The sequence below is a fragment of the Streptomyces sp. WZ-12 genome (genome assembly GCF_028898845.1).
GTDB lineage: Bacteria > Actinomycetota > Actinomycetes > Streptomycetales > Streptomycetaceae > Streptomyces.
The window spans coordinates 94,861-118,380 of record NZ_CP118574.1 but is presented as its reverse complement, the minus strand read 5'-3'; the positions used below and the strand labels follow the sequence as shown (position 1 = coordinate 118,380).

Here is a 23,520-nt window from a genome sequence, read left to right as displayed (position 1 = left end):
GCGGTTCCGCGGCGGGAACGCCGCGGCGCGGTGGCCGGACGTGCGGTTCCGGCCACCGTGAGGCCCTTACCGGCCTCTTCCGAAGAAAGGCAAAGAACTAGGGAATCACCCACAGTCCGATCATGTCCAATGAATTCCGCGGCTCGGAAAACCCGTTGCGGGCCGCAGAGTTACGGTGTGCTCATGCGTCCGTGCCGCAGCGGCGGTGCGCTACCCGGGATGTCGCGGCAGGTCCCCGCCGAGGCGTCCGGCCGCTGTTGCCGGGAGGCGTGTGCCGCTCGGTTCGTCCCTAGGAGGTCCCCCCATGACGACGCCTACTGAGGAGAGCTTGTGGGCCCGGTGCTTCCACCCGGCGCCAAACGCCCCCACCCGGCTCTTCTGTTTCCCGCACGCGGGCGGCTCGGCCTCCTTCTACTTCCCCGTTTCCGCCCAACTCTCCTCGGTCACCGAGGTGTTCGCGATCCAGTACCCGGGACGTCAGGACCGGCGCAAGGAGGCCGGCGTCGGTGACCTCGGAGCCCTGGCCGACCAGGTGTACCAGGCGCTGCGGCCGCTGCTGAAGGAGCGGCCGAGCACGTTCTTCGGGCACAGCATGGGCGCGACCCTGGCCTTCGAGGTGGCCCGCAGGTTCGAGGCCGAGGGCGGTGAACTGGCCCACCTCTTCGCCTCCGGCCGTCGGGCTCCCGCGCGGGTGCGCGAGGAGGCCGTACACCAGCGGTCCGACGACGGCATCGTCGAGGAGTTGAAGCTGCTCGCCGGGACGGACACCGCGCTGCTCGGCGACGAGGAGATCCTGCGGATGATCCTGCCCGCGATCCGCAGCGACTACCAGGCCATCGAGACCTACCGTTGCGGTCCGGACGTCACGGTCCGGGCGCCGCTGACCGCCCTGACCGGGGACCGCGACCCCAAGACCACCCTGGACGAGGCCGAGGCGTGGCGCGGCCACACCACCGGGACCTTCGACCTCAGGGTCTACCCCGGCGGTCACTTCTTCGTCAGCTCCGCCGCAGCGGAGGTCCTCGGGCTGCTGCGCGAGCACTTCACCGCCCACGGTTAGCGGGCCGCATTCGCCATTCCCGGCAGTCGGCAGCGGCCGGCGCCGGGACGGATCCCACGTGTCTGGCGGGCGAAGCCAGGCACCCGATGACCCGCGCCGTGGTGATCCGCGAGGAGGCGTCCATGGCGCCTGGCGCGCGGACGACCCGTTCCGTTTACCGGGTGGACCGTCGACATTCTGTACGGAGACCGTCAAATGTCAGACAGGTCCGTCCCGTTCACCCCGCACAGCATCATATGATCTTGTGGTGGGGCATTACTGAGTGTGCTGCTGGCACGCTCCGAGAGTGACGCCCGGGCGGTCCGGCCGTGCGCGCAACCGGGGCGCCACGGTCCTGGAAGTGACGGCGCGAGGTCGGCTCCTGTTCTCACCCCAGGTGGAGGAACGCGTGACGCGGAATCAGCCCGGTTCGCCCAGCTTACTGACCACGCTGGTGGGACGGGACGAGGAACTGCGTACCCTCGCCCGGCACGCCGAGGCCGCCCGCGCCGGACGGGCCGGCCTGATACTGCTGCACGGCCCCGCCGGCATGGGCAAGACCAGCCTGCTGCGGGCCTTCACCGCCGGCGGTGCCTGCCGCGGCATGACCGTCCTGCACGGCACCTGCGGCGAGACCGTCGCGGGCGCCGGATACGGCGGCGTCCGCGAACTCCTCGGCGGGCTCGGCCTCAGCGATGACGCGGCCCGGCACTCGCCGCTGCTGACGGGGCTGGCCGCGCGCGCCCTGCCCGCCCTCACCGACGACCCCGCCGGCCACGACGCCGCCACCGCCGCCTACCCGGTGCTGCACGGCCTGTACTGGCTCGCCGCCCGTCTGATGACCGAACGGCCGCTCGTCCTCGTCCTCGACGACGTGCACTGGTGCGACGAACGCTCCCTGGCCTGGATCGACTTCCTGCTGCGGCGCGCCGAGGACCTGCCGCTGCTGGTCGTCCTGGCCCTGCGCAGCGAGGCCGAACCGGTCGCACCCGCGGTCCTCGCCGACCTCACAGCCCAGCGCCGCCCGACCGTCCTGGGGCTGGACCCGCTCGGGCCGGACGCCGTACGGGAGTTGGTCCGCCGGTTCTTCCCCGGCCCGGCCGCCGCGTCCTTCGTCGAACGCGTCGGAGCCGTCTCGGGAGGCAACCCGCTGACCCTCGCCCGCCTCCTCGACGAACTCCGCACCGAGGGCGTCGTACCGGACGATGCCGGGGAGCGCCGCGCCGCCGAGGTGGGCGGTCACGTCCTCGCCCGCTCCGTGCGCAGCCTGTTGGCGGGCCGACCGCCCTGGGTACGCGACGTCGCCCGCGCGCTCGCCGTACTGGGCGAGGAGTGCACCGAACTGCTGGCCGCCCTCGCCGGCGTCCCCGCCGCCACCGCCGACGAGGCCCTGTTGGTGCTCCGCCGGGCCGGCATCCTGGCCACCGACCGCATCGACTTCGTGCACGACGTGGTCCGCTCCGCCGTGCTCGACGACATCGCCCCGCCCGCCCTCGCCGAACTGCGCACCGGCGCCGCACTGTTACTCAGCGACGCCGGCCGGCCCTCCGAGGAACTCGCCGGCCAACTGATGCTGCTCCCCGAGCTCGACCAGCCCTGGATGGCCGGGGTGCTGCGCGACGCCGCTGCCCAGGCCGAGAGCCGCGGCGCACCGGAGGCCGGCGTGCGCTGCCTCTACCGGGTCCTGGAGGTGGAGCCGGACAACGTCGCGGTGCGCATCCACATGGCCCGCGCGCTCGCCGAGATCAACCCGCCGGAGGCCATCCGCCTCCTCAAGGAGGCCCGCGCGCTCGGCACCGACGTGCGCACCCGCGCCCAGGTCGCCGTGCAGTACGGCTTCACCTGCCTCGCCGTGCAGGAGTCCCCGTCCGGTGCGCGCATGCTGGCGGAGGCGCTCGACGAACTGGAGGCCGCGCTCGGCCCCGAACCGGGCCCCGCCGACCGGGAACTGCGGACCCTGGTGGAGTCCGCCCTTCTCATCGTCGGCGCCGACGAGAAGGCCACCATCGGCACCGTCCGCGAACGGGCGGCCCGGCTCACCGCGCCGCCCGGCGACACCCCCGCCGAGCGGCAACTGCTGACCATGGCGACCGTGCTGACCGCCATGGACGGCCGGGACGCCCGGGCCACCGCCGACCAGGCCCGGCGCGCACTGCGCGCACCCGGCGTCGAACGGGAACCCTGGTCGCTGCTCCCCGCCTCCTTCGCGCTGGCCCTCGCCGACGAGATCACCGACGCCCAGTACGCGCTGGACCTGATGCTCCAATACGGCCAGGACAACGCGGCCGTCTGGACCTACGTCCTGGCGCTCTCCACCCGCGCCCTGCTCCATCACGACGTGGGCGCCTTCCCCGACGCCCTCGCCGACGCCCAGACCGCGATGGAGATCATCGGCGAGGAACGCTGGGGCGACAGCGCCGTGTTGCCCCGCGTCGCCCTGGCCACCGCACTCGTCGACCGCGGCGAGCCCGAGCGGGCCGAACGGGTCCTTGACGGCATCACCCGCGACCGGCTCGAACGCTTCGTCATCGAGTACCACTGGTACCTGATGGCCCGGGCCCACGCCCGCTGGGCCCGCGGCGACCTGCACGGCGCCCTCACCGTCTTCCTCACCTGCGGCCGGTCCCTGGAGGAGACCCGGGTCAGCAACGCGGCGTTCGTGCCGTGGTGGGCCGAGGCCGCGGTGCTGTCGGCCGTGCTCGACCGGCACGGCCAGGCGCGGGAACTGGCCGCGTTCGGCCTGGAGTCGGCCGAGCGCTGGGGCACCACCAGCAGCCTGGGCCTGGCCCGCATGGCACACGGCGTCGCCCGGCCCGACGGCGCCGGCATCGAGCACCTCACGGAGGCGGTCGCCCTGCTCGCCGACTCACCGGCCCGCGGCATGGAGGCCCGCGCCGAACTCCTCCTGGGAAACGCCCACTTGCAGGCCGACGACCAGCGCGCCGCCCGCGAACACCTGCGCGCCGCCGCCGACCTGGCCCAGCGCTGCGGCGCCGTGTCCCTCGGCGACACGGCCCGGAAGCTGCTGGTGAGCGCCGGCGGCCGGGTCCGCAGAATGGCCACCTCACCGCTGGACATGCTCACCGGGATGGAACGCACGGTGGCAGACCTGGCGAGAACCGGCGTCAGCAACCGTGACATCGCCGAGACCCTGTTCGTCACCGTACGGACCATCGAAACGCATCTCACCAGCGTCTACCGGAAGTTGGGGGTCGCCGGCCGGACGGAGCTGTCCGCCGTACTGGAGACCAGGATCACCTTCGGCCCACAGTCGCCGGCCTGGGTCTCCCAGGCACGCGGCCGCGGTTGAGACGAACAGGACGAGAGGTAGCGGTGCACCGGAGCAAGGCGCGGAACGATCCGATCACCTGCAAGCCGCAGTGCCCACCGGACGCTCACGGCGATCCCACCATGCTGCTCGAATGCGGCCGGGAGCAGCGACTCATCCGCGACCTCCTGCACCGCCTCGGCCAGGGCGCCGGCGCGGTCCTCACCCTCACCGGACGGCCGGGCCACGCCCAGAACGCCCTGGTCCACTGGGGCGCGTGCCGCGCCGGGCACGACGGCCTGCACGTCCTGCGGGCCCAGGCAACCCCCGCCGAACGGGAGTTGAGGCACGGCGCGGTCCTGCAACTCCTGGCTGCCCTGCCCGACGTCGACGACGCCGTCCAGGACGCGCTGATCGGCCCCGACGACCACCAACCACCGCCCGGGATCGACCAGGTGCTGCGCGCCGCCCGTACCGCACCCGCCCTGATCGCGATCGAGGACGTCCAGTGGCTGGACCCGGCCTCGCGGAACTGGCTCGGGGCCCTGTTGCGCCGCCTCGGCCCGCAGGTCCCGCTCGCGGTCCTCGCCAGCAGTTGCGGCGCGGCCCTCGTCCCCGACGGGGACGCCGGCCCGACGTCCCGGACCGCCGCCCCCGTCCAGCGCGTCGTGGTGCCGCCGCTCACCGACCGGGGCGTCGCGGCCACCGTCCGCGCGTGCTGCGGCGTCCCCGGCGACGAGGAGTTCGTGGCCGCGCTGACCTCCGCCACCGCCGGGAACCCGGCCGTCCTGCGGGACGTGCTGCGCGAGTTCACCGACCTCGGCCTGGCCCCGGTCGCCCACCGACTGCCCGAACTGCACGCCCTGACCGCCGGCGTCGTCGGCGACCACACCGTGCGCGCCCTCGACGGCCTGCCCACCGAGGCGAGCGCCGTCCTGCGGGCCCTGGCCGTCTGCGGCGACCTGCTCGACTTCCCCAGGGTCCGCGCCCTCGCCGGCTCCCGCACCATGCCGGAGGACCGCATCCGCACCCTGCTGGAAAGCGTCGGCCTGACCGTCTCCGTCGGCGACAAGGTGCACATCCGCTTCCCCGCCTCCAAGGCGCGCGTCATCGAGGACATGCCCGCCGCCGAGCGCGCCGACCTGTACTCCCGCGCGGCCCAACTCGCCCACGGCTCCGGCGCCAACGACGAGGACATCGCCCATCTGGTGCTGCGCTCACCGCAGCTCGGCACGCCCTGGGTCGTGCCCCTGCTGCGCCGCAGCTTCGCCGCCGCGCTGCGCAGGGAGGACCATCACCGCGCCTGCGCCTGCCTGTCCCGCGCCCTGCGAGAACCCCTCGACGACCGCGCCCGCAGCCGGCTGACGCTGGAACTGGCCGCGGTCGAGGCCGTCGCCCGACCGGAAGCCAGCGACCGGCGCCTGGGCGAACTGGTCCGCAGCGCCGCGACCACCGAACTCCCGCCGCAGGACGTGGGGTTGTGCTCCCGCGCCATCGACCTGGGGTTCGCCCGGGGCAACAGCGAGTGGGCGCGCCGCACCGCGGGCGAGACCCTGCCGGTCGCCGGGCCCACCGACCGTGAGGAACTGGTCGCACTGTTCTGGCTGGCCACCCCCCAGGACGACGACGAGCCGATGGTCCCCGAGGTGCCTCCGTTGCCCGACCGCCCGGTGTCCCCGGCCCAGGCGGGCGCCCGCGCCTGGCAGCTCGCCACGGTGGGGGAGGGCGCGGACAAGGCCCGGAAGCTGGCACGGATCGCCCTCACCGGAGACGCCCGGGAGGGCCTGCTGATGCCGCGCCTGGCCGCCTGCGCGGCACTGCTGACCACCGACGACCACGACGAGGCGGTCGACGCCCTCGACGCCCTGCTGGCCACCGCCCGCCACGCCCACCTGCGCAGCATCGCCGCCCGCGTGCTGGCCCTACGCGCCCGACTGCACCTGTGCGCGGCCCGGCTGGAGGCCGCCGAACGCGACCTGGACAGTGCCGAACGCGCGCTGCCGCCGACCAGTTGGCACTCCCATGCACTGCCCAACCTCATCGCGACCCGCATCGTGGTCAGCATCGAGGCCGGGCGCGCCGACCGGGCGCGTCAACTCGCCGAGACCCTCGTGCCCGCCGACGGCGAGGAAGGCGCGTGGTGGCCCTCGCTGCTCTTCGCCCGCGCCCGACTGGCCGCCGACGAAGGCGACTGGGACGAGACCCTGCGGCTGTCCCGGGAGTGCGGGCGCCGGCTGCTGCGGCGGCGGTGGACCAACCCGGCCGTGCTGGGCTGGCGCCCGTTGGCCGCCGAGGCGTGCCTGGAGACCGGCGACCGGACCGAGGCCCACCGCCTGCGCGACGAGGAGCTGTCCCTCGCCGACCACTGGGGCACCGCCGGCGCCCGCGGCAGCGCCCGCCTGTGGACCCAGCGCCTCTTCGACGACGACCGCGACCGGGCCGCCCGGCGCGCCCGCGAGACCGCCGCCCTGCTGCGCGACTCGCCGGCCCGACTGGCCTACCTCTGGAGCCGGCTGCGCCAAGTAGGCGCCGAAGCGGCCCACGGGGACAGCGCCGCGGCCGTCCGTTGCCTGGAGGAGGTCTCCCGCACGGCCGTCGCTCACCCCGCCAGCCGCCTCGCCACCGCCGTCCGCGCCCTGACCATCCCGGCCCTCACCGTCCCCGCCGTGTCGCCCGCCGTCGTCCCACCCGGATGGCGCGCCCTGACCGAGGCGGAGAAGAGCACCGTGCTGCTCGCCGCCCGCGGCCACGGCAACCGCCAGATCGCCGAGCAACTCGCCGTCAGCAGGCGCACGGTGGAGCTCCGGCTGAGCAACGTCTACCGCAAGCTCCAGATCGGTGGCCGCAAGGAGCTCTACCGACTGCTGGCGGCGTTGGAAGGGCCGGTCGCGGATGCTTCTTGAACGGGAGGACGCACTGGCCCGGTTCCGGGCCGCCCTCGACGCGGCGCAGCGGGGCGTCCCCTCGCTCCTCCTGATCACCGGCCCCCTCGGCAGCGGACGCTCGGAACTCCTGCGCCGGCTGCCCGAACTCGCCGGCGACGACGCCCGCGTCCTGCGGGCCAGCGCCGCCTGGCGGGAACGCGACTACGCCTTCGGCGTCGCCCGCCAGCTCTTCGACCGCCTGCCGGCCACGGCCGACGGCACCGGACACCCCGGATGCCTCGCCGACGCCGAGCACTCCAGCCGCCCCGTGGGCATCGACCACCACCTGGACACCCCCGACCCCGCCGTCTCCGAAGCCGTCCTCCAAGCCGCGCACGCGCTGCTCGCCGACGCCGCCCGCAGCCGGCTGCTGCTGATCCTCGTCGACGACCTCCAGTGGGCCGACGCCCCCTCCCTGCGCTGGCTGGCCCACCTCGCCCGACGCCTGCACGGCCTGCGCGCGCTCCTGGTGTACACCCTCGCCGACGGCGACCACCGGGCCCGCCACCCACTGGTGCGCGAGGTCGCCGGCGCCGCCCGCGCCGTACTGCGCCTGCCCCCACTGTCCCGGGACGCCACCCGCGCCCTGCTCACCGGGCCGCACGGACGCCCGCCGCAGGACGCCCTGGTGCGGGCCCTGCACGATGCGTCCGGCGGCAACCCGCTGTTTCTCACCGCCTTCCGGAGCGCCCTGGGCCCGTCCCCCCTACCCAACGCACCCGAACTCGCCCTCACCGTCAGGAAATTGAGCCCGCCGGCGCTGCGCGACCGGATCGCGGGCCACCTGCGGATCCAGTCCGAACCGGCCCGCGGCGTCGCCAACGCCGTCGCCGCCCTCGGAGACCACAGCGACCCCGCGCTCCTCGCCCAACTCGCCGGCGTCGACGAGATCGGCTTCTCCGGTGCCCGCCGCGCCCTGGTCGAGGCCGGCCTGCTCGCCCGCGGACGGGACGTCCGCTTCGTCCACGGCGTCGTCCGCGACGCCGCGGACTCCCTCCTCACCCTCAGCGAACGCGAACGCTCCCACAACGCCGCCGCCGATCTGCTGTACCGCTGCGGGCGCCCCACCGAACAGGTCGCCGCCCACCTGCTGGCCGTGGTCCACCCAGGCCGGCCCTGGTCGGAGACCGTCCTGCGCGCCGCGGCCCTCAACGCACAGCGCGCCGGCCGCCCCGCCGACGCCGCCCGGTACCTGCGGCGGGCCCTGCTGCACCACCGGACCCAGGACGACAGCCGCGCCCGGCTCCTGATGGACCTGGCCACCGCCGAACGCGCCCTCGCGCCCGACGCCTGCGAGCGCCATGTCAGCCAGGCCGTGGCCCTGTTGGGCACCCCGCGGGACCGGGCCGTCGCCGCCCTGCACCTCCCGCCGAACCTCCTTGCCGCCCCCACCCCGTCCGCCGTGGAACTACTGCGACGGGCCGCCGCGGCGCTCGACGGACCGGGCGGGGAAGAGGAGGAGAGCGCCGGCGACCTCGCGCTGCGCCTGGAAGCGCGGCTGCGGCACGCCGGCCACGAGAACCCCGTCGAGTTGGCCGCCTCCGTCGCACGCCTGCGGGGCATGGGGCCGACGCCACCGGTGGACACCGTCGCGGAACGGGAGCTGGTCTCCGTCCTGTTGTGCGCGGGGGCGCTGAGCGGCCGGCTCGGAGCCGAGGAGGTCTCCCGGACCGGCAACCGCATCCTCGAACGCGAACCGGCCACCGCCGCCCACGCCCACACCACCCTGCCGCTGGTGATGATCGCGCTGTTTGTCGCCGAGTCCGTGCGGGGCGTCGCCTGCTGGCTGTCGAGCGAACAGCGCACCCGGCGCCTGTACTCGACCGGCGCCGACGACGTGCTGCTGACGGCGGAGCGGGCCTTCGTCCTGATGGCCCAGGGCCGCCCGGCCGCCGCCCGGGAACACGTCGAACGCGCCCTCACCAGGGAGGCGGACGCCTGGTCGGAACCGGCGGCGCTGCTGCATGCCTCGGTTGCCTTCGAACTGCGCGACCAGGACCTCAGCGAGCGCCTCCTGGACCGCACCCGCGAGCGCCGGCCGGCCGGGCTCGCCCTCACCGCCACCCGGGAGATCCTCCGCGCCGGCGTCGACACCCAACGCGGTCTGGGGCGCGAGGCGTTGGACGGGCTGCTCGCCTGCGGTCGTCGCCTGGAGACCGCGGGGTGGTGCAACTCCGCGCTGCTGCCCTGGCGGCCGTATGCGATCGGTCTGCACCAGCGGCTCGGCGAGAGCGAGGCCGCGCTGCGCCTCGCCGAGGAGGAGTTGGGCTGGGCCCGGGACTGGGGCGCGCCGACGGCCCTGGGCCGGGCGCTGCGCCTGAAGGGCTGGCTGCTCCAGGGCGACGGGATCGACCTGCTGCGGGAGGCCGTCGCCGTGCTGCGCACCTCGCCGTACGAGGTGGAACTCGCCCGTACCCTCGTGGTGTTGGGGCGCCGGCTGCGCAGCGGGCCCGAGGCCGAGGCGGTGTTGCGGGAGGCCGCACGGATCGCCGCGACCTGCGGTGTGCCCTGGCTCGCCGAACGGGCCGAGCACGGCCTGGGTAGCGCCAGCACGCCGCCGACCGCGGCCCTCACCCCCAGCGAGCGGCGGGTGGCCCTCCTCGTGGGCCGCGGTCTGACCAACCAGGCCATCGCCACCGAACTCGGCGTGAGTTCCCGCGCCGTGGAGAAGCACCTCACCAGTGCCTACCGGAAGCTGGGCGTCTCCGGCCGCCGTGAATTGGTGAACGCGTTGCCCGCCCGGTGATCGCCCGGCGGCTCGTTCCGGCCGCCGCCGTATACCGGCACCGCGCCCGTACGGGCATGTCCGCAACCTCAGGGAAACCTCAAGCGGAAGCGGAGTGCGCGCTTTCTCGCGAACGGTCATGCCCGATGTGTCGCCTTTGGCCTACCGCAGCTCCGTTCTTGCGGACCGAACCCCGTGAAGTGCGGACCACGGATTTAAGGGTGCGGAGATGCGCCACGTTGACGTGCCGAGCGGCGTCTAACTACGCTCAGTTTCAAGGAAATCGGAACTCTGCGGCATGAAGCGCATCGAACTTTGAACGAATTTTCAGATTCCGTTTTCTTGGAAACGCGGAAAATGACGGGGGTTATCCGAAAGGATGGCAGGTCTCGTGACCATCGCTCACCTCACTGAATCGACTAACAGTACGAACGGCGGGGTGATATCCGCACCGGCCGGGGGGCCCGGGAGCCCGGGGCTGATGGCGTCGCTCGACCGCGACCTCACCATCAACCAGGCCAACCAGGAGTTCCGCCGCCGCTTCGGCAACTCCGCCGGCGACGTCTGCGGGCGCAGCTTCCGCGAGCTCATGCACCCCAGCGTCCAGCAGCCGCTGATGCGGCAGTTCTCCCGACTGATCGAGGGCAAGCGGCACCGCTTCGCCTCGCACGTGGTCGCCGTCGGCGCCGAGGACGCGGCCTTCGCCGGCACCCTCACCGCCTCCGCGGTCACCGGCGCCACCCCGGACGTCGCCGCGATCCTGGTGCTCATGGACTCGCCCGACGAGCCAGGCTCCTCTGACGCCGGGGTCGTGACCAGCCAGAAGAAGTTCCTCACCGAGATCGACGCGCGGATCCTGGAAGGCATCGCGGCCGGGCTGTCCACCATCCCGCTCGCCTCGCGGCTCTACCTCAGCCGCCAGGGCGTCGAGTACCACGTGACCGGCCTACTGCGGAAGTTGAGAGTGCCGAACCGCGCCGCTCTGGTCTCCCGCGCCTACTCAATGGGCATCCTGAACGTCGGCACCTGGCCGCCGAAGGTCGTAGACGACTTCATCAAGTGACCCCGACGGGCCCGCCGCCCGCCGCGCCCTCCCGCCCGTGTCGTCGGACACCGCCTCTCCCGGGGCAGCGTCCGGCGACACGGGCGTGTTGTTTCCCCGGTATGCGTTTATCCATTCCCGCGTTACGTGCCCGCAATAGAGAAGCGCTCGCGCCGGGCCGCGCCGTCCGGCGTGGCCCGGGGAGCGACCGTCGCGCCCTTTTCGCTGACCGTTTTCGTGGCCCCCGGCGTCGCCCCCGTAGCCCGCTTCCCGGGCGCTGAACGCCACCCGGAGAGCCCGCACAGAAATACCCACGGTAACCCCCTTGCTTCCTGGCGCAATTCACCGTTGCGCGCATTCTTACGCACCTCTTGCACCACAGTTCGCCTCCTTTCCCTTGCGCCGCCGTGTTCTTGTGTGTCGCGACAAGGTTCAGCCGGGATGCCCGAAGTGCACGCGACGGCCGCCACGGTGAAGCGGAACGCTCCGCCCGACGCCCTCGCCGCCTCGCCGGATGTGTATCTGGTGACCGTTTTCATCAATGCGGGTCAACTTCCCCTGGAGAGCGGCCTGTTCAGGTCATGCGCGTGCTGCTCCGGTCGGGTTCGCTTATGTCGAACCGTCCGGAGTGACATGCCTGATGTGTCATCAACAGTGCCCGAATGTCAGGCAATCGCCGTGTAGGCGTGTGGTATCGGAGTCCAACTTGCCGTTATGGCAGGGGCGTTGCAGCGGGAGGCGTCGTCGATGCCCACCCGCGCCGGAGCGTCACCCCGAAGCCGCACCCGGAACCGGCCCGGTCGGCTCCGCCCCCTCCTCGTCCCACAGCGCCAAAGGCGTCGCCCCCACCCGGTAGCCCTCCTCGTCGAGGAGATGACCGCTGTGCTTCATGCTCCACAGTGCGACCGCGCGGTCGGTGACGGTCAAATCGGGGGCCCGTTCGGCGAGTCGGACCTCGAAGCGCTGGGCGTCGTCGAGCGAGCGCACCCAGGCGACCAGATGCAGGTTGTGGCGGCTGATGACGCTGGCGCACAGGCGGACCTCGCGCATGCCGGTGACCCGATGGGTCACCTCCCGAAGCTTGGCCGCCGGCACCTGCCCCCACAGGGACACCGCGACCGGCCACTCCGACAGCGGGCGGGCGACCTCGCACCGGGCGTGCAGCATGTCCGCCGCGAACAGCCTGTTGACATGGCGCCGCACCGTGTCGGGACTGGCGCCGCACTGCTCCGCCAGCGCGCGGTAGGTGGCCCGACCGTCCACCGACAGCGCGGTGACCAGCCGTTGGTCGAGGCCGTCGAGGGTGAAGGCGGGGGTGTCGGTACGCGTGCGGGGTGCGGCCGCGGCGAGTTGGGCGACCTGCTGCCCGTCCAGGGCCCGCAGCCGCCAGCGGCTGCCCTCGGTGTGCACCGGTCCGGCCAGGTGGGTGTGGACCCCCAGGACCCCGTCCAACGGGGCGAGACCGCGGGTCACCCAGCGGGAGAGCGCGGCCAGGTCCCGGGCCATCACGTTCAGGTGCAGGCTCCGGTCGCCGCTGACGTGGGAGAGCGCGGCGACGTGCGGGGCCGCGGCCAGCGCGCGGGCGACGGGATGGAGCCGGTCGGGGGCGCAGTCGACCTCGACGAACGCCAGACACCCCTGGCCCGAGGCGGCCAGAACCGGCGCCGGATGGCAACTGATCCAGGCGGCGCCGGACTCGGTCAGCCGGTGCCAGCGCCTGGCCACCGTCACGGCGTCCAGACCGAGGACGGATGCGATCCGGGCCCAACTGGCCCGCGGCGCGATCTGCAGGGCGTGCACCAGGGCCTGATCGACATGATCCAGGGTCCGAGGTGCTCGCCCGGAATCCTGCACGATGAGCCCCTCCTTGCGTGTTTCCGGCGAATTGCGGCCGCAGGTCGGCAAAAGCCACAGCCTGGACCGGGTACGGCCGGACCGTACCAGGCAACCCCCGGGCAACAGGAATGGGAATGGGCATGTCGGCAGTGGAACGCGCCAAGGAACTGCAACCCGAACTGGAGCGGCTGCGCCGGTCGCTGCACCGGCAACCGGAGTTGGGGCTCACGCTGCCGCGCACCCAGGAGAAGGTGCTCACGGCCCTCGACGGCCTACCGCTGGAGATCAGCCTGGGCCGGGACCTCACCTCGGTGACCGCGGTCCTCCGCGGCGGCCGGCCCGGAGGCGCGGTGTTGCTGCGCGCCGACATGGACGCCCTGCCGGTCACCGAGGAGAGCGGGGTGCCGTACGCCTCCGAGACCCCCGGCCGGATGCACGCCTGCGGACACGACCTGCACACCGCCGGACTCGTCGGCGCGGCCACGCTGCTGGCCGACCGCCGCGAACGCCTGCACGGCGACGTGGTGTTCATGTTCCAGCCCGGCGAGGAGGGCCACAACGGGGCCGGCGCGATGATCGAGGAGGGAGTCCTGGAGGCGGCGGGCAAGCCGCTCGCCGCCGCGTACGCGCTGCACGTGGCGTCCAACCAGGTGCCCGGCGGCGTGGTCATCACCCGCGCCGGCACCATCACCTCCGCCTCCGACCTGCTGACGGTGACGGTGCGCGGCAAGGGCGGCCACGCCTCCACGCCGGCCGCGGCCCAGGACCCCGTCCCGGCGGCCTGCGAGATGGTCACCGCGGTGCAGACCTGGGTGACCCGCACCTTCGACATCTTCGACCCGGTCGTCGTCACCATCGGCAGCTTCCACGCCGGGACCCAGGCCAACGTCATCCCCGACACCGCCGAGTTCCAGGCCACGGTGCGCAGTTACTCCGAGCGCGCCCAGGAACAGCTCGCCGCGGGCCTGCCCCGCCTGGTCCGCTCGATCGCCGCCGCCCACGGCCTGGACGCGGAGGTCGAGTACCAGCACCACTACCCGGTCACCGTCAACGACGCCGGCGAGACCGCCTTCTCCCTGACCACCGCCCGCGACCTCTTCCCGCCCCACGAGGTGTGGGAGTCCCCGCAACCCACCAACGGCTCCGAGGACTTCGCCCACGTCCTGCGGCGCGTCCCCGGCGCGATGCTGCTGGTGGGCGCCGCCCCCGAAGGGGCCGACTGGCAGCAGGCGCCGATGAACCACTCGCCGCGGGCCGTCTTCGACGACCGCGTCCTGTACCGCCAGGCGGCCCTGCTGACCGAACTCGCCGACCGCCGCCTGACGACCACGGCGGCGACCGCCGGGCCGGCCGCGGGCTGAACGGCCAGTAGCCGTCGTCGCCTCCGTGTCGGGGCCCGCACGCCGCAGCGTACGGGCCCCTGGCCTACGGTGATCCGGCCAACTCGCCACGCAGTGGCGCTACTTCGACGCGGGGCACTGCTTCCACGCGAAGTGGTACAAGGTGTTGATGCTGCCGTCGGTGGAGTCCATCGCCATGTAGCTGGTGGTCTTGGGGTCCGCCGCGGACCCGTCCAGCCGCAGCTCGGTGTTGATGTTGAGGTAACGCTCCTCGCCGCAGGGCGCGTAGACCAGGGCGTTGAGGTCGGTCTCGTCCGAGGTCTGCCAGTTGTCGCTGTACGGGCCGGCGAACGTGTGGGCCCTGTGGGCCGTCTCCGGCTGGCCCTGGAAGTAGTAGTTCGCCTGCTCCAGGCCCTTCGCCCCCTGGACGAGCGAGGCGTAGCCGCGGTAGTCGGCCCGGGCGATGGCGTAGGTGAAGCCCTGCGGGACGTGCACGTTGAGGGCGATCTGACAGTTCTTGCGGGCGTCGGTCGGCTTGCTGGCGCCGCCCACCTGCGCCAGGTACTCGCTGTAGGTGACGGTGAAGGCGGTGTTGTCGGGGGCGACCGCCACGGCGGCGCTGCCGGGTCTGCATCCCGAGCCGTTGACCGTGGCCACGTCGATGGTGATGTTGCCGGTCGGCGGGTCGTCGCCGAACCGCGCCGGTGCGGTGGGGGATGCCGATCCGAGGAGCAAGGCGGCCGCTGCGGCACCGGTACTGAGGGCGCTGAGCATGGGCTCTTCCTTCCGGTCGTCCTGGACCCGCGGTGCGGGCACACCAGGAGTGGATGACGACCGCATGCCAGCACGGGAACCTCGGCTTGCACAGCTCCGCTCCCGAGGATTGGGGTGAAACTACGCCTTGATTCGGACGCCCGGCGGAGGAGCGGGGCGCACCGGGGCGCGCGGGTTGCCGCCCAGGTGACCGCAGTGCGCCCGTCGCCCCGCGCTCACCCGGGCCGGGGCGTTAGGTTGAGGGCGCAAGCCGCCCCCGCGCCCTAGGACGGTTCTGGTGAGTGACGCGCCCGTCGACTACAGCAACGGCATCGACCCCGAACGTGCCCTGAAATACGCCATCCAGCACCTCAAGGACGACCGGGCGGAGATCATCGAGGGGGTCATCGACGCCGCGCCGCCCGACTGGGACCACGAGGCCGTCGCCGACGCCCTCCGCGAGCAGATCCGCGCCCGGGCGCGGGAGCTGGGCTGTGTGATCGGCTCCGGCAACCTCGACCTCCCCGGCTCGGCGAACTGGTACGTCCCCGACCTCGCCGTCGTCCCGGCCGCCGCGGCGAAGGGCGGCGCGGCGCTGCGACCGGTCGACACCCTCCTCGTCGTCGAGGTCACCTCGGGGGCGGACGAGGACACCGACCGGGTCGTCAAACGCCAGCGGTACGCCGAGTACGGCGCGCCGCTCTACCTCCTGGTCGACCGTCAACAGCGGTCCCTCACCCTCTACTCGGGCCCGGGCCGCCTCGGCTACGCCCGGACCGACGGCCCGCACCCCTACGGGTCGCCGGTCCGCATCCCGGATCCGTTCGGCATCGACCTCGACACCGGGGGGCTGTGAGCCCGCCCTCGGAGGGGGAGAGGGCGTCAGGGCGCTACCGCCCCAGGTCCGCCGCCTTGCTGGCCCGTCGGGCGGAGACCTCGGCCCGACGGGCCGTCATCTGCCGCAGCGCGTCCTTGCGTTGGCGCGTGGCGAGCCGGTCGAGGTAGGTGTGCCCCACGAGGTGGTCGGTCTCGTGCTGGAGGCAGCGGGCGAAGTAGCCCGTGCCCTCGATCACCAGTGGCCGGCCGTCCTTGTCGAGACCGCGGGCCACGGCGCGGTCGGTGCGTGCGACGTCCATGGTGGCGCCGGGGACGGACAGGCATCCCTCGGCGTCGTCGATGAGCCGGCGTTGGCCGGGCCCTGGGAGTTCGAGGACCGGGTTGATGAGGTGGCCGACGTGCCGGGTGCCGTGGTCGTCGGGGCAGTCGTAGACGAAGAGCCGGAGGTCGACGCCGACCTGGTTGGCGGCCAGGCCGGCGCCGTCGGCGAGGTGCATGGTCAGGAACATGTCGTCGATGAGCGCGGCGAGTTCGGGGGTGCCGAACTCGGTCACCTCGCGGCACGGACGGCTCAGGACCTCCTCGCCCACCTCGGTGATCCGACGCACCGACCCGCGCTCGGCCTCCGGCGGCAGGGCGGGATAGGAGTCGGCCGGGGCGCCCTGCACGCGGACGCGGACGCGTCGGTCGGGGGCGCTGGATCGGTGCGCGAGGGCGGTGGGTCGATGGTCGTGGTGCGACATGGCTGTCCCCCTGGGTCGGGCCGTGCGGATCTCGCGATCGGCGGTCCGCCGGTGCCGCGCGGATGCCGAACGGCCGGGCTTGCGCGGCGCTTTGCAAAGTAGCAGACTTTGCAAAGTGACCGAAGAAGACCTGGATGCCCCGCCCGGCAGGACCTCGCCGACCGGGCAGGGACTGCCCCAACACGCGGTCCGCACAGCCCTGTTGGAGCTGCTCGCCGAGGTGGGCACCGTCACGGCCACCGAGGCGGCCGCCCGGCTCGGCCACAGCTCCGGCCTCTGCTCCTTCCACCTGCGCCAACTCGCCCGCCACGGCCGGATCGAGGAGGCCCCGCACCACGGCGGTCGCGCCCGCCCCTGGCGACTGCGGCGGCCCGACCCCGAGGCCGGCCCGGCCGCGGAGGAGTTCGACGACCTCGCCCGCGGGCTGGAGGACGAGAGTTGGCGGCGCTGGCTGGAGCGGCGGGACGAGGCGCCCGCCGCCTGGCGCCGGGACGAAGCCTTCAGCGCCCTCGCCTATCTGACACCCGAGGAGATGAGCCGGGTCGCCGACGCGGTCCGCACGGCGCTCGCCCCGTACCGCGAGCGCGAACAGCGGCCGCTGGCCCGGCCCGACGGCGCCCGGCCGGTCGCGCTGATCACGCGGCTGTTCCCACTGTTCGACGAGGCGGCCGGGCGGCCGACGGGCGGCGCGGACGAGGACCGGTGACCGGGCCGACCGCCACGCGCCGCGGGCGGCTCAGGAGTTGAGGTCCTCCAGCGTCCGCCCCTTGGTCTCGACGGCGAACAGGGCGATGACCGCCCCCACCGCCGCCACGCCCGCCAGTTGGGCGAAGACCACGGCCAGGCCGCCGCCCGCCGCCAGGACCGCCCCGACGACGAGGGGTCCGAGGACGACGCCCCTGGAACAGATCTTCACCCAGGACGGCCACGAACTCACCGACATCATCGCCGGGTTGAACGCGCGTCAGGTAGCCGCACCCGACGGAACCCCGTGGACCGAAGAGTCCTTCCGCGCCGAGATGCACCGCCTGGGAGCCTGAGATGCCGCTGTCCACCACCGACACCGCCGAGCACATCTACGCCAACGGCCTGCGCAACCAATGGCACCCCGTCGCCCCCTCGACCTCCCTCGCCCGCGGCGCCATGCACAAGGTCACCGTCCTCGGCGAACAGTGGCTGCTCTTCCGCCGCTCCGACGGCACCCCCGCCCTGCTCGCAGACCGATGCCCGCACCGCGGTGCGCCCCTGTCCCTGGGCAAGCACCTCGGCGACCGGGTCGCCTGCTGGTACCACGGCGTCGAGGTCGAGACCGACGGCACCGTCTCGTCCGTCCCCGGCCTGCCCGGCTGCGCCCTCGAAGGCAGGAAACTGGTCGCCTCGCTCCTGGTCCGCGAGGTCGCCGGCGCGATCCTGGCCTACTTCGGCGACGACCAACACCCCGAACCCGTCCCCCTCACCCTCCCCGAACCCCTCGACGACCCCGACATCGAACCCATCCTCTGCCACGCCGAGTGGAACGCCCCCTGGCGCTACGTAATGGAGAACCTCCTCGACCCCATGCACGGCGCGTTCCTGCACCGCGAGTCGCACACCATGTACGACGGCGACACCACCGCAAAGTTCCGCATCCGCGAGACCGACCGCGGCTAGTTCTTCGAGAAGACCGACCAACGGGGCGTCAACTTCGACTGGGTCGAGCTGTGCCGCACCGGCGTCGACTGGGTGGACCTCTCCATTCCGTATCCGCCCTCAGCCGGCCCCGGCGGCCCCTTCGGCATGACCTGCCCGGTGGACGCCGAACGCACCGGCGTCTTCTTCTGGCGCTACCGCCGCGTACAGGGCTGGCAGCGCGACACCTGGCGCTTCCTCTACAAGACCCTCATCGAGGAACGGCACTGGGAGGTCCTCGAACAGGACCGCACCATGCTCGAAGCCATGCCGACCGACGCCGACCAACACGAGAACCTCTACCAACACGATCTCGGCGTGGTCCGGCTGCGCCGCCTGTACTGGGCCCGGGCCCAACAACAGGCCACCCCCGCCACACCCCAGTGATCCCCAGACACGCGTCGTCAGTCGGACAGGTCCTCGTCCGCCGCCAGGATCGAGTGCTCCAACTTGCCCAACAGCCGCGCGAGCTGACGGCACTCGGCCGGCGACATCCCACCCAACATCCGCCGCTCGTTGTCCAGATGCTCGGCGAACACCTCGTCCACCCTCGCCAACCCCTCGTCGGTGAGCCGCGAATAGACCACCCGCCGGTCCGCCGCGTCCCGCTCCCGCACGATCAGCCCGTCCTTCTCCAACCGGTCGATCCGCAACGTGACCCCGGCGGACGACACCAGCCCCGAATCGGCGAGCTGGCCCGCGGTCAACCGGTACGGCTGCCCCGACCGCCGCAGCGCCGTCAACACGTCGAAGCCGGCCACCGAGAGACCGTGACGCTCGATCGACGCCGTGAGCCGGGTGCTGTACCGCAGGAACGAACGGTGCAGCCTGGCCAGCACCTCCAACGGGGCGGTGTCCAACTCCGGACGCTCCCGCGCCCAGTCCTCGATGACCTCCGCCACGGCACCCCCGCCCGCCGCCGCCCTGCGCTCCATCCCGTCCCCTCACACGACCACCGGACGCCACCGCCGCATCGCAGCCACCCCGACGACAACACCTTCGCCCCATGCCCTGCCCCTACACTCCCGCCGCCAAAAACCCATCGAACGTGCGCGGTGCCCGTCCCGTGAGATCCCGTACGGCCGTCGTCACCTCGGACATCCCGCCGGACGCCAGATCTGCGTGGAGCCACAGCAGGTCCTCAACGAACCAGTCAGGCAGCCCTGTTGCGCGGAGTTCCGCGGCGGCTTCCTGCGGCGGCAGATCGCGGAACGGCACTCCCAACTTCCCGGCGATCTCCTCATGCGTCAGGGCCTCCGCACCGGTGAGGGCGTACGTCGCGCTGTCCCTCGGCGGACCTGTCAACAGCGCGGCCGCACAAGCCGCGACGTCATACGCGTCGATGTACGCCACCCGACCCGTGCCGTACGGGCCCGCCACGGCACTCCCGTGCGCAAAGCCACCTTCGCCGGTGAAGAAGTTCTGCATGTAGCCGGTGGGTTGCAGCATCGACCACCCCAATCCGGATGCCTTGAGGTGTTCCTCGATCTCCCAGTGCGCCCGCACGGAGAGCTTGGCCGCCGGACCGGGCTGCCACGCCGACACCTTCACCACCTGGGTCACGCCGGCGGCCCGCGCCAAGTCGATGGCGCTGGCCTGCTGCCGGACCATCGGCTGCTGCCCGGCGATGGGCAGCGCACCGCCACTGTTGAGCAACAGCCGGTCAACGCCGCGCAGCGCTGCCGCCACCGACGCCGGATCGTCAAAGTCCCCGACGGCGAACTCGCAGCCCAACTCCCGTCCCTTGGCCGTGTCCCGCACCAGCGCGCGAAAGCGGGTGCCGGACTCGGCGAGTGCCCGCACGAGATGCCGACCGATGGTGCCGGTCGCGCCCGTCACGAGGATCATCCGTCCTCCAATGGCCCCGAGGAGCCCGAGAAGCCGTCATGGCCCGCGGCCTCGGCCGCGGGCCGTTGACGTTACCGGAGGAACCCTCCAATTGTCTGGGGGGCTTCGGACTTCCGCAGCGGGGGGACGAACCCGTCTACAGCACCCGATCCGCGTGCGGCAGGCGTCGGACGGCGTATGCCAGAGCCCAGCACAGCGGGAGCGCGAGCGCGGCGACGACCGCGAACTTCGCCACCGCCGGGGCGTGCAGCCAGCCGAAGGCATGCCCGAGCGCCACGAGCACCGGCGCGTGGAGGACGTACACCGCGAAGGCGTGTGGCGAGAGGAAGGCGGCCGATCGGCCCTGGCGGTTGAGGTGTTCCCGGAACGTCACGGTCAGGCCCAGGACGATGCCGACCGCGAACGCGGACTCCCAGGCAGCGCCGATCAGCGACTGCCAGCTTCCGTGACCGTTGAGCGTCCCGGCCTTCGCGGTGGCGAGCACGGGCAGATAGGCGAGGGTCGCCACCGTCGCGACGACGAATCCCCAGCGGCCCGCCCGACGGGAGAGCGCCTGCGGCCAACCACGCCGGTACGCGAGCACGCCGAGCACGAAGAAGCTGGCGTACTGCACCGCAAAGCTGGGCGTGGGCAGTCCGAGGAAGGGGACGGTCATGTCGTTCGGCACGAGGATGCGCCATCCATAGGTGGCGAGGGCCAGTCCGACCGTGAAGAGCGCGATCGCACGCGGGCGCGGTGCCCGAGGCGTCGATCGATCAAGCGTCGACGGGTCGATGGACGGCGACCGTCCGAACTCCGTGCCACCGGTGGCGTGTTGGAGACGGCGGGCGGCGCGTCGGCGGACGATCGCGTACACCAGGGCGAACGCCAACAACACCTCCACGAACCACATCGGACCCGCGTCCCAGCTCGCGAGGTAGTAGATCCAGTAGGGGAGGGAGTCGCCGCGCTGTGCGAAGGCGTCCCGCAGGTGCAGATACCCGCCGAAGTCCGTGACCGGGCGTATCAGTAGCAGGAAGAGGAGCAGTGGTATGCCCAGCCGCTTGAGCCGGTCGCGGAGGAACGGCCGCGGGCCCTTGCGGTCGTACGACGCCGGGGTGAAGTACCCGGCGATCATGAAGAAGAAGCCCATGAAGAACGCCTGGTTGAGGGTGACGAAGGCGTCCAGGACGAGGCCGGTCCCGTCCTTGGCCGGCTCGGTGTAGTACCAGGCAGGGATGTTGCCGTAGGTGAGGGCGACGTGGTGCAGAACCACCAGTGCCGTCAGCGCGATGCGCAGGTTGTCGACGTAGTACAGGCGTGTTGGGTTGGGCGTTGTCGCGGTGTGTGCCTGGCCGGCAGGCGCCACCGCGCGCCCGACATCGTGTGCCATCGAGATCTTCCCCCGTTCCGTTTTCTGTTGTGTGTAGGGTGTGCCGTTCTCCGCTCAGGCTTTGGCCGCGTGGCCTGCCTGGCCGTCCGCCCGGGTGGCGTGCCAGAAGAGATCGATGAGTTCGTGGGCGTGCGCCATCAGGTCGTGCTCGGGATGGGCGCTCCAGTACGCGAACATGTCGTCTATCCCGGCCTGCAGGCTGACGGCCATGACGCGGACGTCGAACGCACGGAGTTCGCCGCGCTGTTGGCCCTCGCGGAAGACGCTCTCGACGTGGGCGTACAGCGGCTCGCTGGAGGCGATGCCGTACCGCAACTCGCCCGCATCGGTGCGGGCGTGGGTGAAGATCTCGCCGAGCGCGGTGAGTTGGGGCCGGTGGTCGGCCATGTACGTGGCGATCGAACCGATGTAGACGCGCAGCCAGGCGTCCGTGCCGGTCTGCCCCGCGAGCCGGGAGGCGACGAAGGCCCCGAGTCCCTCGTACACCTCCTCGACGGTTCGCGCGATCAACTCCTCCTTGCCGGCGAAGTGGTACGAGATTACGCCCTTGCTCACACCGGCCCGTGCGGCGATCTGAGCCATCGAAGCCTTCGCGAACCCCCGTTCCGCAATGACTTCGATGGCAGCTTCGATGATCTGGGCCCGGCGCACCTTCTCGATGACCGAGCGCCCCCGCCCCGCCTTTCGGCCCTGCCCATGGTCGGGTTGGCCGTCCGGACTAATTTCTGACCGCATGGCCAGAAATCTAGCCGCCCGGCCAACTGGTTGTCCAGTGGCCTTGATCACTCCCTGATGCGGCCGAGGGGCACCGCCTGAAGTGGTCCAGCGGCCAGTCGATCAACCAGTCAGCGAACCAGTCGGCCACCCAGTCAGATAGCCGGCAGGTCGGCAGGGCCGGACGCGTAGAGTCGAGCCAGGACCTAACCAGTGGCGGGAACAGGGGAGTTGATGGTCGTGCGACGATGCCGCGATGGTGACCTTCCTCCCTCCCGTCCCGGCACCCGTCGTTCCCGCGGGGCAGATGGCCCGGCAGGCCCAACCGGTGCTCGGGCTGCCGTGCGGCCTGGAGTTGCGTCCCTGGCGCCTCTCCGACGCCGGCGCCCTGGTGGCCGCCAGCCGCGATCCGGCGATTCGCCAGTGGAACCGCCTTCTGGTGGAGACAACGGACCAGGCCCGCCGGCGCATCGAGACCATGCACGAGCGCTGGCGGGCGGAGCTCAGCGCGATCTGGGCGATCGCACGGCCGGACGGCGAGGCCCTCGGGCTCATCGGATGGGGCGACATCGATCTCAAGGGCGGCAGCGCCGAGATCTTCTACTGGATCCTGCCGGCAGCACGTGGTGGTGGCGTCGTGGTCGAAGCCACCGAACGCCTCACCCAATGGGCCTTGAACGACCTCGGCCTGCACCGTCTCCGCCTGTGCCACTCGGTGGCCAACCCGGCCTCCTGCCGGGTCGCGACCAAGGCCGGCTACGCCCTCGAAGGCACCATGCGCAGCGCGCTGTTGCACGCGGACGGCTGGCACGACGAGCATCTGCACGCCCTCGTCCGGGGCGACGTCTGACCCCGGCGCATCCGATCTGACCTGCGCCGTGCGTGCGAGGCGACGGACCCCAGTCGAGGCCGGAGTGGCCGTGAGGCTGGGGTAGTTCTCGGGGGAGTAGGGAGTCCAGGTGGTATTCGGACACTTTGTGGGGATGATGTGACGATCGTCGTCACGCCATGGCCATGCTCTGATTGATGCGCTAGGGCGGCCCGCGGTAAGGCTCTAGGCTGCGGTCGTTGCTCGCGACGGCCCGACCCGGAAGCGGGAAGGCGATGGCGAGGGGTTGCCCGGAGTCGGGCTGAACATCAGCTCACCGCCGGCGTGTTGGTGATCGAGGCCCGCTACGGTGCGGGCGGTCGGAGCCCTGGTCAGTTGGCCGAGCCGGCCCTCCGTGAACTGTGGGGGACTTCGCGGCGGGGGAGTCGACTGGCTCCGTAGGCGCCTTTTCCTCGCCGGAGGGAGGGGCGTTGGGGGCCCGGCGGCGCGCGCACCCCGTTCGCTCGATGGTGTGCCGATGTCCATCTGCCCGTGCCGTTAGGCGAGTTCTCACTCTTTCGATCCAGGTCGCGCGGCCGTGGC

General features: G+C 72.4%; 17 protein-coding genes and 2 pseudogenes. 11 read left to right on the top strand and 8 right to left on the bottom strand.

Features of this window, described 5'->3' with window-relative positions:
* The first annotated feature begins 304 nt into the window (after positions 1-304).
* From PV796_RS00400 to PV796_RS00380, 5 genes are all read left to right on the top strand, one after another.
* On the top strand, positions 305-1,060 hold the full coding sequence (locus PV796_RS00400) for a thioesterase II family protein (protein ID WP_274910680.1): 756 nt from the start codon (positions 305-307) through the stop codon (positions 1,058-1,060).
* 388 nt (positions 1,061-1,448) lie between these two features.
* Positions 1,449-4,349, top strand: coding sequence for a helix-turn-helix transcriptional regulator (locus PV796_RS00395; RefSeq protein ID WP_274910679.1), 2,901 nt, complete (start codon positions 1,449-1,451; stop codon positions 4,347-4,349).
* 101 nt (positions 4,350-4,450) lie between these two features.
* Entirely contained in the window at positions 4,451-7,210 is a 2,760-nt protein-coding gene (locus PV796_RS00390) for a helix-turn-helix transcriptional regulator (protein WP_274910677.1), read from the top strand.
* On the top strand, positions 7,200-9,977 hold the full coding sequence (locus PV796_RS00385; RefSeq protein WP_274910676.1) for an ATP-binding protein: 2,778 nt from the start codon (positions 7,200-7,202) through the stop codon (positions 9,975-9,977). The genes PV796_RS00390 and PV796_RS00385 overlap by 11 nt, the downstream gene beginning before the upstream one ends.
* Positions 9,978-10,437: 460 nt before the next feature.
* The gene (locus PV796_RS00380; RefSeq protein WP_274910675.1) at positions 10,438-11,019 is read left to right on the top strand and encodes a PAS domain-containing protein; all 582 of its coding nucleotides are present in this window, start codon (positions 10,438-10,440) and stop codon (positions 11,017-11,019) included.
* Between the two features lie 747 nt (positions 11,020-11,766).
* Here PV796_RS00380 and PV796_RS00375 read toward each other — a convergent pair.
* Complete coding sequence (locus PV796_RS00375; RefSeq protein ID WP_274910673.1) at positions 11,767-12,852, bottom strand: Lrp/AsnC family transcriptional regulator; 1,086 nt, start codon at positions 12,850-12,852, stop codon at positions 11,767-11,769.
* A gap of 122 nt (positions 12,853-12,974) precedes the next feature.
* Between PV796_RS00375 and PV796_RS00370 the strand changes: the two genes are divergently transcribed.
* The gene (locus tag PV796_RS00370; protein ID WP_274910672.1) at positions 12,975-14,195 is read left to right on the top strand and encodes a M20 metallopeptidase family protein; all 1,221 of its coding nucleotides are present in this window, start codon (positions 12,975-12,977) and stop codon (positions 14,193-14,195) included.
* 99 nt (positions 14,196-14,294) lie between these two features.
* Here PV796_RS00370 and PV796_RS00365 read toward each other — a convergent pair whose 3' ends face one another.
* Positions 14,295-14,948: a DUF4360 domain-containing protein gene (locus PV796_RS00365; RefSeq protein ID WP_274910670.1), complete on the bottom strand. Its 654-nt coding sequence runs from the start codon at positions 14,946-14,948 to the stop codon at positions 14,295-14,297.
* Positions 14,949-15,225: 277 nt separating this feature from the next.
* Between PV796_RS00365 and PV796_RS00360 the strand changes: the two genes are divergently transcribed.
* On the top strand, positions 15,226-15,783 hold the full coding sequence (locus PV796_RS00360; RefSeq protein WP_274910669.1) for a Uma2 family endonuclease: 558 nt from the start codon (positions 15,226-15,228) through the stop codon (positions 15,781-15,783).
* Positions 15,784-15,817: 34 nt separating this feature from the next.
* Here PV796_RS00360 and def read toward each other — a convergent pair whose 3' ends face one another.
* Complete coding sequence (gene def, locus PV796_RS00355; protein WP_274910668.1) at positions 15,818-16,507, bottom strand: peptide deformylase; 690 nt, start codon at positions 16,505-16,507, stop codon at positions 15,818-15,820.
* 115 nt (positions 16,508-16,622) lie between these two features.
* Here def and PV796_RS00350 point away from each other — a divergent pair, with 115 nt between their 5' ends.
* Positions 16,623-17,213, top strand: a complete 591-nt coding sequence (locus PV796_RS00350) for an ArsR family transcriptional regulator (RefSeq protein WP_274910666.1) — start codon at positions 16,623-16,625, stop codon at positions 17,211-17,213.
* A gap of 30 nt (positions 17,214-17,243) precedes the next feature.
* On the opposite strand, the gene PV796_RS00345 is transcribed toward PV796_RS00350, so the two are convergent.
* Positions 17,244-17,444, bottom strand: a complete 201-nt coding sequence (locus tag PV796_RS00345; RefSeq protein WP_274910665.1) for a hypothetical protein — start codon at positions 17,442-17,444, stop codon at positions 17,244-17,246.
* Here PV796_RS00345 and PV796_RS42190 point away from each other — a divergent pair.
* Together PV796_RS42190 and PV796_RS00340 are read left to right on the top strand one after the other, a co-directional pair.
* Positions 17,407-17,547, top strand: a pseudogene (locus PV796_RS42190) (recombinase-like helix-turn-helix domain-containing protein); the annotation flags it as partial. The gene PV796_RS00345 and the pseudogene PV796_RS42190 sit on opposite strands and share 38 nt — an antisense overlap.
* A 1-nt stretch (position 17,548) precedes the next feature.
* Positions 17,549-18,562, top strand: a pseudogene (locus tag PV796_RS00340) (Rieske 2Fe-2S domain-containing protein).
* Between the two features lie 17 nt (positions 18,563-18,579).
* On the opposite strand, the gene PV796_RS00335 reads toward PV796_RS00340, so the two are convergent.
* The 4 genes from PV796_RS00335 to PV796_RS00320 form a co-directional block, all read right to left on the bottom strand.
* Positions 18,580-19,110, bottom strand: coding sequence for a MarR family winged helix-turn-helix transcriptional regulator (locus PV796_RS00335; RefSeq protein WP_274910664.1), 531 nt, complete (start codon positions 19,108-19,110; stop codon positions 18,580-18,582).
* 82 nt (positions 19,111-19,192) lie between these two features.
* Positions 19,193-20,023, bottom strand: a complete 831-nt coding sequence (locus tag PV796_RS00330) for an NAD(P)H-binding protein (protein ID WP_274910663.1) — start codon at positions 20,021-20,023, stop codon at positions 19,193-19,195.
* A gap of 136 nt (positions 20,024-20,159) precedes the next feature.
* Entirely contained in the window at positions 20,160-21,395 is a 1,236-nt protein-coding gene (locus tag PV796_RS00325; RefSeq protein ID WP_274910662.1) for an acyltransferase family protein, read from the bottom strand.
* Between the two features lie 54 nt (positions 21,396-21,449).
* Positions 21,450-22,130 carry a TetR/AcrR family transcriptional regulator gene (locus PV796_RS00320; RefSeq protein ID WP_274910661.1) on the bottom strand — a complete coding sequence of 227 codons (681 nt, stop codon included), beginning with the start codon at positions 22,128-22,130 and terminating at the stop codon, positions 21,450-21,452.
* A 235-nt stretch (positions 22,131-22,365) separates the two neighbouring features.
* On the opposite strand from PV796_RS00320, the gene PV796_RS00315 reads away from it, so the two are divergent.
* Positions 22,366-22,959: a GNAT family N-acetyltransferase gene (locus PV796_RS00315; protein WP_274910660.1), complete on the top strand. Its 594-nt coding sequence runs from the start codon at positions 22,366-22,368 to the stop codon at positions 22,957-22,959.
* The last annotated feature ends 561 nt before the right edge of the window (positions 22,960-23,520 follow it).

Excerpts from the sequence above, each read along its gene's own strand:
- PV796_RS00370 (WP_274910672.1), top strand. The coding sequence starts at position 12,975 with ATGTCGGCAGTGGAACGCGCCAAGGAACTGCAACCCGAACTGGAGCGG.
- PV796_RS00390 (WP_274910677.1), top strand. The coding sequence starts at position 4,451 with ATGCTGCTCGAATGCGGCCGGGAGCAGCGACTCATCCGCGACCTCCTG.
- PV796_RS00380 (WP_274910675.1), top strand. The coding sequence starts at position 10,438 with ATGGCGTCGCTCGACCGCGACCTCACCATCAACCAGGCCAACCAGGAG.
- PV796_RS00320 (WP_274910661.1), bottom strand. The coding sequence starts at position 22,130 with ATGCGGTCAGAAATTAGTCCGGACGGCCAACCCGACCATGGGCAGGGC.
- PV796_RS00330 (WP_274910663.1), bottom strand. The coding sequence starts at position 20,023 with ATGATCCTCGTGACGGGCGCGACCGGCACCATCGGTCGGCATCTCGTG.
- PV796_RS00335 (WP_274910664.1), bottom strand. The coding sequence starts at position 19,110 with ATGGAGCGCAGGGCGGCGGCGGGCGGGGGTGCCGTGGCGGAGGTCATC.
- PV796_RS00325 (WP_274910662.1), bottom strand. The coding sequence starts at position 21,395 with ATGGCACACGATGTCGGGCGCGCGGTGGCGCCTGCCGGCCAGGCACAC.
- PV796_RS00365 (WP_274910670.1), bottom strand. The coding sequence starts at position 14,948 with ATGCTCAGCGCCCTCAGTACCGGTGCCGCAGCGGCCGCCTTGCTCCTC.
- def (WP_274910668.1), bottom strand. The coding sequence starts at position 16,507 with ATGTCGCACCACGACCATCGACCCACCGCCCTCGCGCACCGATCCAGC.
- PV796_RS00315 (WP_274910660.1), top strand. The coding sequence starts at position 22,366 with ATGGTGACCTTCCTCCCTCCCGTCCCGGCACCCGTCGTTCCCGCGGGG.
- PV796_RS00385 (WP_274910676.1), top strand. The coding sequence starts at position 7,200 with ATGCTTCTTGAACGGGAGGACGCACTGGCCCGGTTCCGGGCCGCCCTC.
- PV796_RS00400 (WP_274910680.1), top strand. The coding sequence starts at position 305 with ATGACGACGCCTACTGAGGAGAGCTTGTGGGCCCGGTGCTTCCACCCG.